We start from the raw sequence: 15327 nt of genomic DNA on the forward strand, positions 1-15327 counted from the left end.
GTAATACTTAAAAGAGAGTTTACATTAAAGTAGTATTTTTTTGTAAACTTTTTTTATACTCTATTTAAAGGTTTACGCTTACTTAGAATTGTGTAAGGTATGGAGCGTTATGAAAACAAAATTATTTGTTGGTAAAACAGGTGAAAGATATTCAATTCTTTTGAATGATGAGGGTATGCCACTTGAACATCCGAATCTATTTGTCACCACGATTTATAGAAACGATGGACAAGCAGCTTCTTCATGTCAAAAAGCGTTAGAGCATATTTCTTTTTTTTTAGAGATGTGTAACGGTTTAGAAATTGATGTTGAAACAAGAACCGCTAAAGCGGAGTTTCTCACTCATGAAGAAATACAGAGGATTGTCTATTTCGCAGGGATCACTCGTGAAGCAACGAAAGCAAAACTTAAAGCAACAAACAAAAATGTTGTAAAGCTTAAAGTGGCGAAGCCTAGGATGTTGGAAACAGCTAGGTATTCAATCGTTGCAGAAAAAAAAGAAGACAAGGTCCATTGGCAAACCAAGTACAACCGAATCAGTGTTTTCTCACGTTACGTTAGTTGGCTTGAAAAATATCATCACCCCTATACAGAGACGAGGACTGAATTTTACTTCACTGAACTACGACCTCAAAAAAATGAGGGACCAACCTATGGAGAGATGCTTGAAGCCGCTACCTACAAGTCATTAACCGCTGATGAAATCGCAATTTTCCTTGACCGTATTCGCCCGGAGTATTCTGATAACCCTTGGAATGACGAAAGTATTAAGGTTCGCAACTATGCAATGTGTATGTTTATGTGGGCACTGGGTGTGCGACTAGGCGAATGTCTCAACGTGAAGATTCAAGACCTGATCTTTAAAAAAGAAAAACGATACGTTGTGATCAGGCGCAATGCTGATGACATTAATGACTCGCGTGCCAACCAACCAAGGGTTAAAACCAATGGAAGGAGCCTAGCATTGTCACCAAAGCTCCAAAAGATCCTTGATTATTACATCAACGAACATAGAGCAAACTTACAGAATGTTGCTACCAATGAATTTTTGTTTGTTTCTCATCGTGTACGGAAAGGTAAATTAAACCCCTTATCGATAAGTGCAGCCGAAAAAATATTCGCACAACTAAGCGAGACATTGGGCTTTCATGTACATCCACACCGCCTCCGCCATACTTGGAACGACCGTTTCAGTGAAGCAATGGATAAAGCGATCGCCGCAGGGACAACAAATGAAGATAAATCAGAGGCTGACCGCTGCCAACTCATGGGCTGGCGACAAGGTTCGTCAATGTCACTTGTGTACGCCTCGCGACACAACGCAAAGCGAGCTATGACGCTTGCGCTGAATATGCAAGATGCTGACTTCGCAATGAAGGAAAGTATTGAGTATGACGAAGATCTGCCTTTTTAGAGCAGTATGGAGAGCACTATGAATAAACAACATGAAAGTTACGCTAATGCTGACACTAGCCAGTATTTCAAAAGTGATTCAGACAATAGAATTCAAATTTCGTCTGCTGGTTTCGAGTTTGATACTAGTGATCGCAAGTGGGTGCTGGATTCAGAGACTAATGCATATGTTGGCTTCGTTGGATCATACCCTCAAGAATATCAAGAAAGCATCATTAAAACGCTGGCACACTTTGCAATAACTTGTTCCGCTAAGTATGTCACCCAGCATATAAGTGAATTGAAGCGTTTTTTGAAGCATGAAAAGGGCTTTACGTTAGCAGGTTTAATGGCATACAAGATGTTGACTCCTAAAGGCTCCAGAGAGCAAAGCATCTCCGTTTTACGTACTTTTTTGCGAAAAATGGTTTATTTGGATTTTTATGTGCCCGATGAATTTATGAAAGAATTCAACACTTGGATATTGAAAGGGCGTGAGAAAGGGGTGCCAGTATCAAGTCAAGACCCAGTAGAGGGACCATATAGCGAATTAGAGTTTAGAGCAATCCAAGCAGCGTTGGACTTTAAATATGCTGACCACACAATTACTGATAGAGAGTATTCGATTGTAAAGTTGTTTTTAGCAACATTTAGAAGACCGGCAAACTTAAAGCAACTAAAAGTGAAGGATCTCATAGCCAACTCAAATATCCTGGTCACAAAGCAGACAATCTTTAAACTTAACATACCTCGCTCAAAGGGCGGGGGAAGTAAATTTCGCCAGCAGTCAAAAGCATTTGTGCTAGTTGAAAGTATTGGTTTAGTACTAACTAGACATATCCAAAGTTCGATTAAAGAGGCTGAAGCCAAGTTAGGTCGAAAATTCAGTGAGGAAGAGGCGAAAGAGTTGCCGATGTTTTCTAACCACAGGTTGATAAATGACCTGCGCAATCAAAATGCTAATAACGTAATCGATTATCTAAAAACTGAAATCCCGCACTTGACGACATATGAATTAACAAGAGAATTGCAAGCGATAGTTGATAAACTTGAGGTCATATCTGAGCGTACCGGCAAGCCTTTGAAAACTACCGCATATCGCTTCCGATACACTGGTGGCACAAGAGCGGCGGAGGCGAAGGCCGGTGCTGTAACTATTGCGGAACTCTTAGATCACTCAGATACCGAGCATGTTGGAGTATACGTTGCTAATTCACCTGAGTTAGGCCAGCAAATATCAAGCATTATGAATAATCCGTTGGCTCGCTATGCAAGTGCATTCAGAGGCGAGATTGTTAAAGATGAGGAAGATGCCTTTAAGGTTAATCCTGATGCTACTCGTATTCCCTGTGCCGATAAAGGGTGTGATGTCGGTAGTTGTGGTTCAAGAAGCGTTTGTACCGACTATGCCCCTATAGCTTGTTATCTCTGCCCTAAATTTCTACCTTGGAAAGATGCGCCACATAATGAAGTGCTTCAATGGTTGCTTGAAGAACGCAATAGGTTATCCGAAACACTTAATGACGCAAAAGTAGTGCAAATTAATGACAGCGCCATCTTGGCTGTTGCGCAAGTAATGAAAGCTTGTGAAGAGGAGAAAAAGAAAGATGTCTGATATCAACATATTACTATTCACCCCTAAGCATGAGATTGAGCTTGAGAAGAATGTTGAAGACTTCATCAGCGAAGTTGAAGACACACCAAACCCAAATGCTAAAATGGATTACAGTTCTCATTACTGGGAAGGTCTCGGTAACTTCACTAAAATGGGTGTCAATAGTCGCAAAAAAGATAAATCTACTCGGCTTGATGACTCAATCATCAGGTTTGCAAAGGCTTACATAAAATATCAAGCGATAAAACGTGGAACATCGATTTATGCGCATTTCTATGCAATAAGAGCATTGGAAGCAGCAGTCTTAAAGCGTGGTGAACAAGTCGTAATTTCTAAATTACTTCCCCTAGATTTCGATCAGGCAGCACAAGAAGCAAAAGCAAACATGAAGGAGGGCGCTGCATATCAAGCGGGAATGAAGTTAAACTTCATGCGCAAATTTTTAATTGATCACAAAATGATAAAGCCTTTTGAGTGGAAAAATCCCTTTTCTAAACCAAAAGACAAAAAAGACCTTACGGGCGACGTTGGCCAAGAGTACCGAGAGAGCAAAATGCCTGACGAAAACTCGATAATGGCGATGGCATCAATCTTCGCTAAAAAAGACTCAGAGCTTACCTCAAGGGATATATTCACATCATCTACATTTAGCTTGATGATGTGCGCTCCAGAAAGAGGTTCAGAGCCCCTTTATCTTAAGTCTGATTGTCTTGATGTCCATATTATTAAAAATCCGCAGAGTGACGCTGAGCGCGATTCTGAAAAGGCATTAAAGCAAGGTGATGGATCAGAGCTTTTGTTGGCCGAAAATGACGAAGAGCAACCTGTTGAAGAGCAAATAGGCATACGATGGTTTTCAGGAAAAGGCTATGGCTACGAAAACAAATGGGTGCCAGATGTTATGAACCCTGTTATTAAAGCGGCCATAAAGAGGTTGAAGAAGCAGTCAAAACAAGCAAGAGAGTTCGCAAAAATGCTTGAAGAGTCGGATGACTTTCCTCGTCATCCTCTTTGTCCAAGAGTCGATGAAGACAAGTTACTTACTAAAGCACAAGCAGTCGCTGCACTTGGCCTGGACACATCTCTACTAACTCAGAAACAAGCGAGAACATCTGGCAATCAGCTCCTTACTAAAGTTGGTATAGAAAGAGCTGACTATGTAGTTTCATTAAGAGACCTAAATAAAATTGTGAGGGCAAGGCTACCAGTAGGATGGCCGTACATACCATTTAAGAAAGGAAAGGTTAAACTCAAATGGTCAGACGCACTCTATGCGGGTTTTGCTAACCAATTCAGTGTATCTAAAGGCACTATATACACGGAGCTTTGGATACCCAATATTACGACTTTAAATGAGGATCTAAAGCCATCCATAAAAAAAAACCGATCAACGGATAAAATCGCTGATGGTAATCTTTCAGTATTCGCTCGCCATGGATACAATGGATTGGAGTTAAGAAGTCATCAACCTCGACATCTGCTTGATACCTTGGCATCTGTTAACGGTATGAGCGATACCTTAAGGTCTAAATGGGCGGGTAGAGCTGACCCAAAACATAATCGCTATTACGACCATACGGATGAACAAGAGTACAATCATGATTGGCTAGAGCACGAGTCTAAAGATGAATTGGTAAATAATGACGTTAGAAGCCTGTTTAAAATCCAAATAGCGAAAGGCAATATGCGTTCTCTGCAAGAGCATAATACTCGTGCAAGCCTTGCTGTTCACATCACTGAATACGGTGAATGCAAACATTCATATATCGATGAACCGTGCATGAAGCATCGAGATTGCTTAAATTGTAATGAGCTAGTTTGTACTAAAGGGAATGAGGATAGGCTTAAGCGGATTCAAGAAAAGCTAAAGAAGGAAAGATTATTGCTGCGTGGTGACGAAAAAGCAGTTAATGATGGAGTGAAAGGTGCAGAGCAGTGGTATCAACGTAGGTTAACCACTATAAAGCGTTGCGAGAGCCTCATAGCATGGTTAACAAGCGATGATGTTAAAGATGGCGACATGATCAAGCTAGCTGACGCTGAGAACGTGACACATTTAGACAGAGCATTAGAGGCTAACGGCCGCAAAAGACTACCTAAGATTGAGAATCACCTCCGTAAAGACAAAATTGCTGATAATCCAGCCCCAGTAGAATTTGTTTCTATAAATCAGCTACTAGCACCAACCGGCATCGTTGTGCCAAATGACGATGATGACTTAAACTATAACGACTTTGTCTTGGAGGATTTTTAATTATGGCAAAGCATTTAACTGACAGTGATATAGAGGCGATTGTTGAATACCTTGACGAGTGGGATCTCAGTAAGAAAGTGACTTGGGAAAGGCTTTGCATTGCTCTGGATGATGATTTAGGTATCAGCCACACTCGGCAGACATTGCAAAGTCATGATCGTATAAAAGGCGCATTTGACGATTTAAAACTCCACCTCAGAGGTAAAAAGAAACGAGGAGGCAAAGTGTTACCCAGTTCTTTAGCCGCCGCAGCAAAAGAGATTGAAACACTAAATCGAAAGAATGCTCGGTTAGAACGGGAAAATAAAAACTTGCTGGAACAGTTTCTCGTTTGGCAATACAACGCTCATATTCACGGAATGAAGCAAGATCAACTTAATCGGCCGCTCCCAGAAAAATAGACTGGCAGCGGTTTTTTCTTTTTATTCCATCTCTAATTAGTTTCATGACGATATCTAGTTCTCCTCGTTTAATTAAAGACAAAGTGGTATGCCCTTTCGCAAAATATTTTCATAGCAACTAATAAAGAAAATAAAACGGTCGTTTTCTTTACGATTCTATTGCATCATATATACGTTATAAATCACCTTGCTTTTGTGTAAAACAACTCGTAAAGTAATCTATGTAAATTAAACGTACGTTTATAACGAGGTTGTTGTGAAATTTGGATATGCAAGAGTTAGCACAGATGAACAGTCTGATAATGCTCAATTAGATGCACTAAACGATGCTGGGTGTGAGCGCATATTTAGCGAGAAGTTTAGTGGTAAGTCAAAACAACGGCCTGAACTAGAGCGTATGATCGATTCACTGAGAAGTGGCGATATTGTTGTGGTGCAGCGTCTCGACCGACTCGGGCGTAGTCTAAAAGATCTGATTGAGTTGTTAGATGGCTTTAAATCGCAGCAGGTTAGCTTTATTAGCCTCAATGAGAATATCGACACCACAACTGCGGTTGGTGAGTTAGCGTTCCATATGATTGGTTCTATCGCACAATTTGAACGTCGCTTAATTTCGGAAAGAACCAAAGCTGGTTTAGATGCAGCGCGAGCCAGAGGGCGAAAAGGTGGGCGACGCGTTAAGTTAAAACCTTCGGATATAAAAAAAGCACAAGCAATGCTGCTTGACCCTACCGTCACAAAAAGCGAAGTGGCAGAGCATTTCGGTGTAAGCCGGCCAACACTAAATAAATCATTGAGCACAGCACCTCCGCCACAAGAACGATCACTATTTGAAAAGTGAGCTGAACAACTCTTAAGCAGTGAAGTTTTAGGGTAAAGTCGCTTAGCTTCATAAATTAATAGCAATTGCTTGGATTAATGACATAGATTAAGGTTCTATTCAAAAAACAGGACTAGGTTTAACTTTCCCCAACGTCCTCTTCATGCCCTGAAGCATTCGCCTAAACACGATTTGGGGCAGAAATGAGTTACTACTGATAGCACTAAGCCGAACTTCGGCAAAGAGCTGTGAGTTCAACTGGTGAATGCAACGCTATCCTTATTATTAGTTAAAGGAGCGTTTACATGAAACAGAGAAAGCGTATTTATTATAATGCAGAACAAAGAAGGTTAATTTGGGATCGATATCAGCGCGGTGATAGTGCGCATGATATAGCAAGGCTATTTGATCGATACCATTCATCTATATTAGGTATTATCCATAAAACAGGTGGTGTTCGGCCGCTTGAGCCCAAACGCTCACCAACAACACTAACTCTTGCAGAGCGAGAAGACATTTCACGAGGGTTAGCAGCAAGTAAGTCACTTCGAGAAATAGCGAGATACCTTAATCGCTCACCTTCCACTATTTGCCGTGAAGTAAACCGCCACGGCGGGATTAAAAAATATCGAGCGAGTAAAGCTGACAAAGTTGCCTGGGAAAATGCCAAACGCCCTAAGCCTTGTAAGCTGTATGGCAACAAAGAATTATGTTTAATCATTGCTCAAAAGATGGAATCTGCATGGTCACCTCAGCAAATCTCTGGTTGGCTTAGGCGGAGATACCCCAATAATGAGGATTTGAATGTGTCGCACGAAACAATATATAAAACCCTATATATACAAACCCGCGGCGCCTTAAAAAAAGAGCTACAAAAACACTTAAGGACGCAGCGGGTAGTCAGGAAATCAAAACACGCCACTCTTAAAGGTAAAGGGTTAGGAAAGATAGTTGACGCTGTACCAATTAGTGAAAGGCCATCAAATGTTGAAGACAGAGCTGTTCCAGGCCACTGGGAGGGAGACTTGATCCAAGGCTCAGGAAACAGTTTTATCGCGACTCTAGTTGAGCGGCACTCTAGGTATGTAATGTTAGTGAAAGTACCTAGTAATAAAACAAAGCCAGTAATCGAAGCGTTGATTAAACAAGCTAATAAGTTGCCAGCAGAGCTTTATAAATCATTAACTTGGGACAGAGGATGTGAGCTTACAAATCATAAAGACTTTACTCTAGCTACAGATATTCAAGTATATTTCTGCGATCCACAATCACCTTGGCAACGCGGCTCCAATGAAAATACAAATAGGTTATTAAGACAATATTTTCCAAAAGGAACTAACTTAAATGAGCATTCTCAGATAAGATTAAACCAAGTTGCCAGACAACTTAATGAGAGACCGCGGAAAACACTAGAATACGAAACACCTGCGGAGCGATTTAATCAGTGTGTTGCATCGAGTGGTTGAACTCACAGCGAAAACCAGTCATTGCGATTGACTAAATATAATAGCTAACAGATTGGTCAATGTTGTTTGCTCATTAATTGGAGGAAATGAGCGGCGCGCGTATATTGTTTCATTTAACTTTACATAAAAACTTTAGAAAACTTAGTAATATCTTAGGTAATTTGTTAAAACTATGTAGAGATGAGCTAGCAATAGCAAATAAATACGCTATTTGCACACTATTAAATTGTTAGCTGCTTTGAGGTAAATCATTAAGAAGGTGCTGTAAATGAGAATATTGGTAACAGGCTCTGCGGGTAGAGTAGGGCGTGCGATCTATATTAAATTAATGCGAACACATAACGTAGTCGGTATTGATAAAACACCTTGTTCAACAGCCGATTACATTGGTGATATTCGTGATAGTGCTCTGATTGATGGGGTTCTTGAAAATATTGATGTCATCATTCATACAGCGGCTCTTCATGCTCCTCATGTTGGTTTAGTGCCTGATTCTGAGTTTAAATCTATCAACGTAGACGCGACTGAGAAACTGGCTTTGTCTGGCTTAAAAGCAGGTATTAAGCACTTTGTTTTTACCAGTACAACTGCGTTGTACGGTTATGCTTCGACTCCGAAAGGTATTTCAGGTTGGATTAATGAGGAGGTTACTCCGCAACCTAAGTCGATTTACCATAAAAGTAAAATTGATGCTGAAACTAAGCTAAAAGAAATTTCAAACCTGTTTCAGCTTCCAGTGACTGTGCTGCAAATGTCGAGATGTTTTCCTGAGGCTGCGGATTTAATGGCGGTATTTCGTCTGACTCGTGGTATTGATGCTCGAGATGTAGCAAGTGCTCATTTATGTGCTGTGGAAAAACGTTTAAACGGTTTTAATCGTTTTATAATTTCAGGTACAACACCTTTTCATCTTTCTGATTGCGAAGCTTTATATACTGAAGCTGGATCTGTCATCAAGCGTAAGTGCCCAGAAATCGCGCTAGCATTTAAACAAAGAAATTGGGAATTACCTCAATGCTTAGATCGCGTATATGATTCATCGTCCGCACGTGAGAAATTAGGTTGGTCACCTATACATGATTTTGAAAGCGTTTTGGAAATGTTAGATTCTGAAACAGCAGAAGTATTGCCAATTTTAAAACGAAGCTAAACGCGGTAAGTCGGGCTGTTTCTAGTAAACTCATCATTTTTGTCGGATGGCGTGGCTTCGCCACTTATCCGACCTACCCCGTACAGTAACGTCAAAAGGTAGGTTGGTTAAGCCGAAGGCGTCACCCAACAGAGTTACAGATTCACACCTTGAAGGTCCGCAACTGGCACAGAGCTGTCCCTTCGTCTTTAACGAGTTTTTGTCCATAGGTGAGTTATTAACATAACTCGCCTTTGCCCCAAAATGCGTTAACGTAAATGCTCTAAAACCAACAGCAGAAATAAACCTTTGGGTTGCTCTGTAGAATTCATATCTCATTTACGATAGATTGAAACGCCATTATTTCAGATTAAGGACGATGTTGTGGAGATACCTGTCGAATATTTACTGATTTGCATTTTATGTTTATCTGTTTCAACTTTAGTTTGTTTAGTAGTCCTTAGGGGACGTAAGCGAAGAATAAAAAATCTACAGGACGAACAAAAAGATTCGCAAGACAATTATATTAAAGCCAACGAAAAGTATATCGAATACAAAGGACTGTATGATCAGCTCAATAGTGAACATAGAATCCTTAATAATGAGCATCAAAACCTCCGCCAGCAATACTTACCTATTCTTGACATTAATAATGCAGTTTCAGAGGCGCAGTCAGAACTAGAATCATTAAATCAGCAAACTCGAGAGCAAAGAGAAAAATTTGAGTTCGATCGCAAAACTTTAACAAGGCAGCAAAACGAAAAAACGGCTGAACTAAGTCGTGAGTACGCAAGTAAAAAAGTTTATTTAGATAAATTGTTGCAACAAGTTGCGATATATGACGAAGCCATAGAACTAGCGGAGCTGGGATTCTATAAACCCCATTTTTCGTTTGACACGTCAGAACGATATAAAAAAGAGATTGAAAAAATAAGAGCTATGCAGAAACAAATGCTAGCCGATAAACGGGCTGTTGCATGTCACACTGAATGGGTAGTTGAAGGTAGCAAGACCAAAGGTAAAACCATGACTAACCGAAACATAAAGCTAACAACAAAAGCGTTCAATAACGAATGTGATGCGGCGTTGGCTAATGTTAGTTGGAATAATGTAACTCGGATGGAGTCCCGCATAACTAAGGCATTTATGTCTATTAACAAGCTTAATGAAACCAACAATACCCTTATCAGCAACGAGTATTTAGAACTTAAACTCAATGAATTGAGACTAACTCACGAATATAAAGACAAAAGACAGCAAGAGAAAGAAGAACAGGCAGAGATTAAACGCCAAATGCGTGAAGAGGCAAGGCTCAAGCAAGAAGCGGAGAAAGCTCAGAAGGAAGAAGAAAATTACCAGAAATTACTCAACAAAGCACTAAGGAGTGCGGAAAAAGCAACGGGAGACAAGCTTGATAGCCTCAATAACGAAATTGCTCGCCTTAAAAATGATCTTGAAAATGCACATAATTTGTCTGAACGCGCAAAGTCAATGGCAGAGCAAACTAAACAAGGTCACGTTTACGTTATTTCAAACATAGGCTCATTTGGTAAAGGTGTATACAAGATCGGAATGACAAGGCGTTTGGAACCCCTTGATAGGGTAAGAGAATTAGGTGATGCCAGCGTACCATTCTTATTTGATGTTCACGCGATGATCTTTTCCAAAGATGCACCAGGTCTTGAAAAAGAACTACACAGGTTGTTTGATGATAAACGAGTAAACCTTGTTAATTATCGCAAAGAATTTTTTGAAGTAACTTTACCAGAGATCCAGAGTGCAGTTAGTAGAATATGCGATGACGCAGAATTTATTGAAACCGCCGAAGCCCGAGAGTATAGAGAGTCGGAAGCAATACGCGCTCAACGTAAAGATGATAAAGAGTCCGTTACAGTGATAAATGAGCTACCAGAAACTATATAATTTTTGAAGGTTCAAACACGCGTCTGCCCAAACTTTAGCTGCCAAAACTAGCTGACTATTCTTATAGTGACTTTTTAGAAGGAGGTCACTATGAAACCACATTTAAATTATAATGTGACTGGCGTGAAACGTCCTTTCAAACTTGAAGAAATCTGGCGTATTCGCACTCGAATTGAAATTGAAGATGCAATTAAGATATCCAGAGAAACGGATTGTTAATTTAATATAGGCAGCAACCCCAAGCTGCCTTTGCCCCAAAAAATTATTTAACGTGAATGTTTTAGAGGTCGGCTTTGAGCGATCAGCTAGAATATTATTCATCTAATGATATTGGCTCTACTCCATAAATCTGATATTCCACTAACTTTTAAGTCATCACTAATATAAAAACTGTATAAATACACAGTTTAATTGATGTACTCCTATATTCAAGAAAATGAGCGACGAGCACACTTTCTTTTTTCTAGATCTCTTTAGCGTCAATAAAAATATTAAAGTTGGCAATGCATTACGTTATTTGTTAAAAATAGATCTATTAATACATAAGCGTGACATTGGCAGAAAGATGAGTGGCGCGCTCACTATGAAATTGTCATGTGCCAAGGAGTCTAGGTTGAAACGATACAAAGTCATTCGTTTTCAGTTTGATGGAAGAGCAGCTGTTCTCAATCAAAAAATATCGGACGATTGGGAAACGAGCGTCAAGGACAATTGGCTCGATAATAAGCGAAAAATTAAAGAGGAAATCATTGCTGAATTTGGTGCAATAAATTGCTTTCGAAAGATTCAGGACTTTTCAGATATAGACTCAGATCAACCATCTTTAATAGCGTTTCATAACCAGTTTATGAAACAGATTGCTAATGCCTACTCTTTCGGGGCTTATTATCCTGCACTCACTGGTGCGTCTTCTTTAGGAGAAAGGATACTAAATCACTTGGTTCTGAAACTAAGAGAATATTTCAAAGCTACTCCTGAATACCAAAAAGTGTACAGAAAGAATTCTTTTGATAACTGGGATTTAGCTATCAATACTTTGGAATCATGGGATGTCTTACTACCTGAAGCAGTCGCGACCTTTAGAGAGTTAAAAACTGTTAGAAATCACTCTATTCATTTTAATCCTGAAACGGATGAAAATTACAAAGAGACCGCTTTAAATAGTATTTTGTTGTTAAAAAAAATCATAAGACAGCAGTTTTCGGGTTTTGGAGCCCAGCCGTGGTACATTGCCGGCACTATGGGGGCTTGTTACGTAAGAGAGTCATTTGAAGACGTACCATTTGTCAAAGAAGTAGTATTACCTAATTGCGTAAAGGTTGGTCATCTTCATTCTGTTGAAAGGGTCGGACATCAATTTCAAATAATAGATGAGGAAAATTATGCAGATATCAGTGTTACAGATGAGCGTTTTAAAGAGTTGGTTAACAATGCCAGCAAATATGATAAAAACAATTTATTAATAGGTGGAGACGGCACATAACAAAACGCTGTCGAATAAATACTCTAACGTGCTTTTGTCCAAAAACGAGTTTACTCGACCGTCTGCTTCTCGCTCATAGCTGCATGTCAGATAAAGTCCAAACATATTCATCGAAACTTCTAGATCAGATATGAGCTACTACAATTTATTTGAACTTGCTATCTAAGCTATGACTTCACTTTAATATTCCAAACCAATCAAGGCTTCACTCTGATCACGAACAAGGCTTCATCTCAGTATTCAACCGTATTAAGGCTTCATACTGATCGCAAACAAGGCTTTATTTCAGTATTCAACGGATTAAGGCTTCATCCTGATCGCAAACAAGGCTTTATTTCAGTATTCAACCGGATTAAGGCTTCATCCTGATCGCAAACAAGGCTTTATTTCAGTATTCAACCGGATTAAGGCTTCATCCTGATCGCAAACAAGGCTTTATTTCAGTATTCAACCGGATTAAGGCTTCATCCTGATCGCAAACAAGGCTTTATTTCAGTATTCAACCGGATTAAGGCTTCATCCTGATCGCAAGCAAGGCTTCATTACAGTATTTAACCGGATTAAGGCTTTATCCTGATCGCAAACAAGGCTTCATTACAGTATTTGACTACATTAATCCCAAGATACTCTGTGTGTTTTGTTATTTATGTATTGCTTGTACCTTTGATTAACTTTTACTAACGGACCGTGGTGATGGTGATAAAACAAGTATTAAGCGCCCCCTAATGAAGATGAACTTTTCTGAAAAGGTAATTTCAATAATAAGTGCTTACTTAAGGTGGTATATATCACTGTTTAGATGTCATAAAAATTACAAAAAACATTACACTTATCTTTATTTTTAGGTTGATATTTAATCTATCGCCATATATAATATGGTCAATGTAAATTCTTTACAAAAATAAATTTACTCTCAAGTAAAAGAAACCGTTTTAACCAAAGAAAGAATGTTGAAATAAATTATAGAAAGCCGCTATTAAGCGGCTTTTTTATGTCTTTCACTCCATCAATGTTAGCCAATTTTCTCGTGTTGCTAATAATGGTAATTAGCTTAAGTACTGTTTTATATTTAAAGTTAATTGGCTACCTTGTGCTTATGGCTTTTTTGAACAACACTTTAGTGACTAATATTACGTGTGGGTGAGTTATGTCTAAGGGGCAGTATTGGTTATTAAGATATTTTAAGCCGATTTGTTTGGTCATGCTTGTTGTATCGCTTATTGGCTTTAACCTCATTTTAAGCAATGCGTTACATTTAAAAGTACATAGCGCTGGCCAGCAGCTCACAAAGCAAGTTTATGAGTTACAATTAAATGCCCCTTTGAATCAAAAAACACTGTCTGTTTTAGCACAAAGCAATGGCTTTATGCTTGCACCTGAGTCGTCTTCCCTCCACTTTAAAAACATTATAAAGCCGCAGCTTGAGGTGTTTTCATATAAAACATTAAACTTAGGCCTTTACCATTCACCTGTGTGGATAATGGAAAGCTACTTATTTATTTTACTTAACCTGGTGATAGTGGGTGCCGCTATTTCATTATACCGTTGGGGAAGCGCTGCTAACTTTAGACAATTAAAACACCGAAGTCTTCATCACAAGACGACAAAATTGACTAGTAGTATTTCCAATTTAAATGTGGTTAAAAATGTTGAAAGTGAGGAGTTAGCCTCACTATATGCTGCCGCTGAACAGTATCATAGTTTGTTTGTTTTGGTCAGTTGGGAGTGTAAGTTTGACAAAAATACCGACTTAGAAACTAGTTTTAAAGTTTTTATTCTAAAAGGTATTCCAGAGATAAAAAAAGTAGCTGTGAAACTTATTAATCCAGACAAGCTAACCATTATGCTTTACAACGTCCCTATTGCAGAGCTTGATCGGTACACGGAGCGTTTGCATAAAATAATTTTTAATGTGTGCCAAAGCCATCAAAAAAATACGACTCGTAAGCATGTTAAATTGGGTGCGTGTAATTTTCGTCTAGGAGCTGATCAATCAAAGGTTTTGCAAATAGCGCAGTCGGCCCTAACGCTTTCAAAAAATAGTATGTTATTACACCGTCACCGGTTGGCGCTGAGCAAAAGCCAAGAAGTGTTATTTTGTAATGAGCAGGTTATAAACAATATTAAGAAAAATAAATTTATGCTGTCTTTTCAGCCTGTTTTCGATCTGATTAGTGGTGATATTATCCAGCATGAGGCGTTAATTAGAGTAAGACACGACATGCATGGATTACTAGCTGCTCAGTATTTTATTAACCAAGTTGAGAGTAAAGATGACGCGTTAATTCTAGATAAGGCGGTATTGTCGCAAATACTAACACTTGTAATGGCAGAGAAGTCGCCTTTGAGCGTAAGTATTAATATGCATCCTAAAAACTGGCTTAACGATAAGTTTTGGAGCTGGTTAACCATGCAAATGGATAAGCTTAATCTAAGCTGTCAATTACAGTTTGAAATGAGTGAATTTTTCTTTTGCAACAACAAAAATGCGTTAGCAAATACGTTAAATATAATAAAAAAACACAGATCTAATATTATTATTGATAATGTGAAAACGAGTGAAAACATTCCTTTGCTTATTCACTGTGAAGAGGTAATAGGCCTAAAGCTAAGCTATGAACTCGTTCACTTAGTTAATGAGAAATCGCATAATCAAAAATGTATTAAAGAGATTGTTAATGCAGGTAAAATGTTAAACCTTCCTGTTTATGCCGTAGGCGTTGAGACTCAAAAAGAGCTCATTATGTTAACTAAATTGGGCGTTGCTGGCGCACAAGGTTTTTATTTTTCGGAGCCTTTACAAGAGCTAACTCAGGCTGTTTTTCATTAAAATATTTCAGCTTT

At 39.0% G+C, this 15327-nt stretch carries 11 protein-coding genes; all 11 read left to right on the forward strand.

What is annotated here, in order from left to right; translation table 11 throughout:
• Window positions 1–109: 109 nt before the first annotated feature.
• The 11 genes from PMAN_RS00480 (at window position 110) to PMAN_RS00530 (ending at window position 15313) form a co-directional block, all read left to right on the forward strand.
• A complete protein-coding gene (locus PMAN_RS00480; protein WP_010557955.1) occupies window positions 110–1414 on the forward strand; it encodes a tyrosine-type recombinase/integrase in 1305 nt (434 codons plus the stop codon).
• 18 nt (window positions 1415–1432) lie between these two features.
• Complete coding sequence (locus PMAN_RS00485) at window positions 1433–3007, forward strand: site-specific integrase (RefSeq protein WP_010557954.1); 1575 nt, start codon at window positions 1433–1435, stop codon at window positions 3005–3007.
• Entirely contained in the window at window positions 3000–5261 is a 2262-nt protein-coding gene (locus PMAN_RS00490; protein ID WP_010557953.1) for an integrase, read from the forward strand. The genes PMAN_RS00485 and PMAN_RS00490 overlap by 8 nt, the downstream gene beginning before the upstream one ends.
• A 2-nt stretch (window positions 5262–5263) precedes the next feature.
• Window positions 5264–5662 carry a hypothetical protein gene (locus PMAN_RS00495; protein WP_010557952.1) on the forward strand — a complete coding sequence of 133 codons (399 nt, stop codon included), beginning with the start codon at window positions 5264–5266 and terminating at the stop codon, window positions 5660–5662.
• Window positions 5663–5918: 256 nt separating this feature from the next.
• Window positions 5919–6503, forward strand: a complete 585-nt coding sequence (locus tag PMAN_RS00500; RefSeq protein ID WP_010557951.1) for a recombinase family protein — start codon at window positions 5919–5921, stop codon at window positions 6501–6503.
• Between the two features lie 284 nt (window positions 6504–6787).
• Entirely contained in the window at window positions 6788–7948 is a 1161-nt protein-coding gene (locus PMAN_RS00505) for an IS30 family transposase (protein WP_138529284.1), read from the forward strand.
• 268 nt (window positions 7949–8216) lie between these two features.
• On the forward strand, window positions 8217–9098 hold the full coding sequence (locus PMAN_RS00510) for an NAD-dependent epimerase/dehydratase family protein (RefSeq protein ID WP_010555545.1): 882 nt from the start codon (window positions 8217–8219) through the stop codon (window positions 9096–9098).
• Window positions 9099–9461: 363 nt separating this feature from the next.
• Entirely contained in the window at window positions 9462–11000 is a 1539-nt protein-coding gene (locus PMAN_RS00515; protein WP_010555546.1) for an SNIPE associated domain-containing protein, read from the forward strand.
• 90 nt (window positions 11001–11090) lie between these two features.
• Window positions 11091–11219, forward strand: coding sequence for a hypothetical protein (locus PMAN_RS00520; protein WP_010555547.1), 129 nt, complete (start codon window positions 11091–11093; stop codon window positions 11217–11219).
• Window positions 11220–11613: 394 nt separating this feature from the next.
• Window positions 11614–12483, forward strand: coding sequence for a hypothetical protein (locus tag PMAN_RS00525; protein WP_168371050.1), 870 nt, complete (start codon window positions 11614–11616; stop codon window positions 12481–12483).
• Between the two features lie 1147 nt (window positions 12484–13630).
• Window positions 13631–15313 carry an EAL domain-containing protein gene (locus tag PMAN_RS00530; protein ID WP_242032447.1) on the forward strand — a complete coding sequence of 561 codons (1683 nt, stop codon included), beginning with the start codon at window positions 13631–13633 and terminating at the stop codon, window positions 15311–15313.
• Window positions 15314–15327: the final 14 nt, after the last annotated feature.

It is taken from the genome of Pseudoalteromonas marina, assembly GCF_000238335.3.
In the GTDB taxonomy this organism is placed as follows: Bacteria; Pseudomonadota; Gammaproteobacteria; order Enterobacterales; family Alteromonadaceae; genus Pseudoalteromonas; species Pseudoalteromonas marina.

Coding starts and splice junctions, on each gene's coding strand:
- PMAN_RS00530 (WP_242032447.1), top strand. CDS start 13,631: ATGTCTAAGGGGCAGTATTGGTTATTAAGATATTTTAAGCCGATTTGT.
- PMAN_RS00485 (WP_010557954.1), top strand. CDS start 1,433: ATGAATAAACAACATGAAAGTTACGCTAATGCTGACACTAGCCAGTAT.
- PMAN_RS00505 (WP_138529284.1), top strand. CDS start 6,788: ATGAAACAGAGAAAGCGTATTTATTATAATGCAGAACAAAGAAGGTTA.
- PMAN_RS00480 (WP_010557955.1), top strand. CDS start 110: ATGAAAACAAAATTATTTGTTGGTAAAACAGGTGAAAGATATTCAATT.
- PMAN_RS00520 (WP_010555547.1), top strand. CDS start 11,091: ATGAAACCACATTTAAATTATAATGTGACTGGCGTGAAACGTCCTTTC.
- PMAN_RS00510 (WP_010555545.1), top strand. CDS start 8,217: ATGAGAATATTGGTAACAGGCTCTGCGGGTAGAGTAGGGCGTGCGATC.
- PMAN_RS00495 (WP_010557952.1), top strand. CDS start 5,264: ATGGCAAAGCATTTAACTGACAGTGATATAGAGGCGATTGTTGAATAC.
- PMAN_RS00490 (WP_010557953.1), top strand. CDS start 3,000: ATGTCTGATATCAACATATTACTATTCACCCCTAAGCATGAGATTGAG.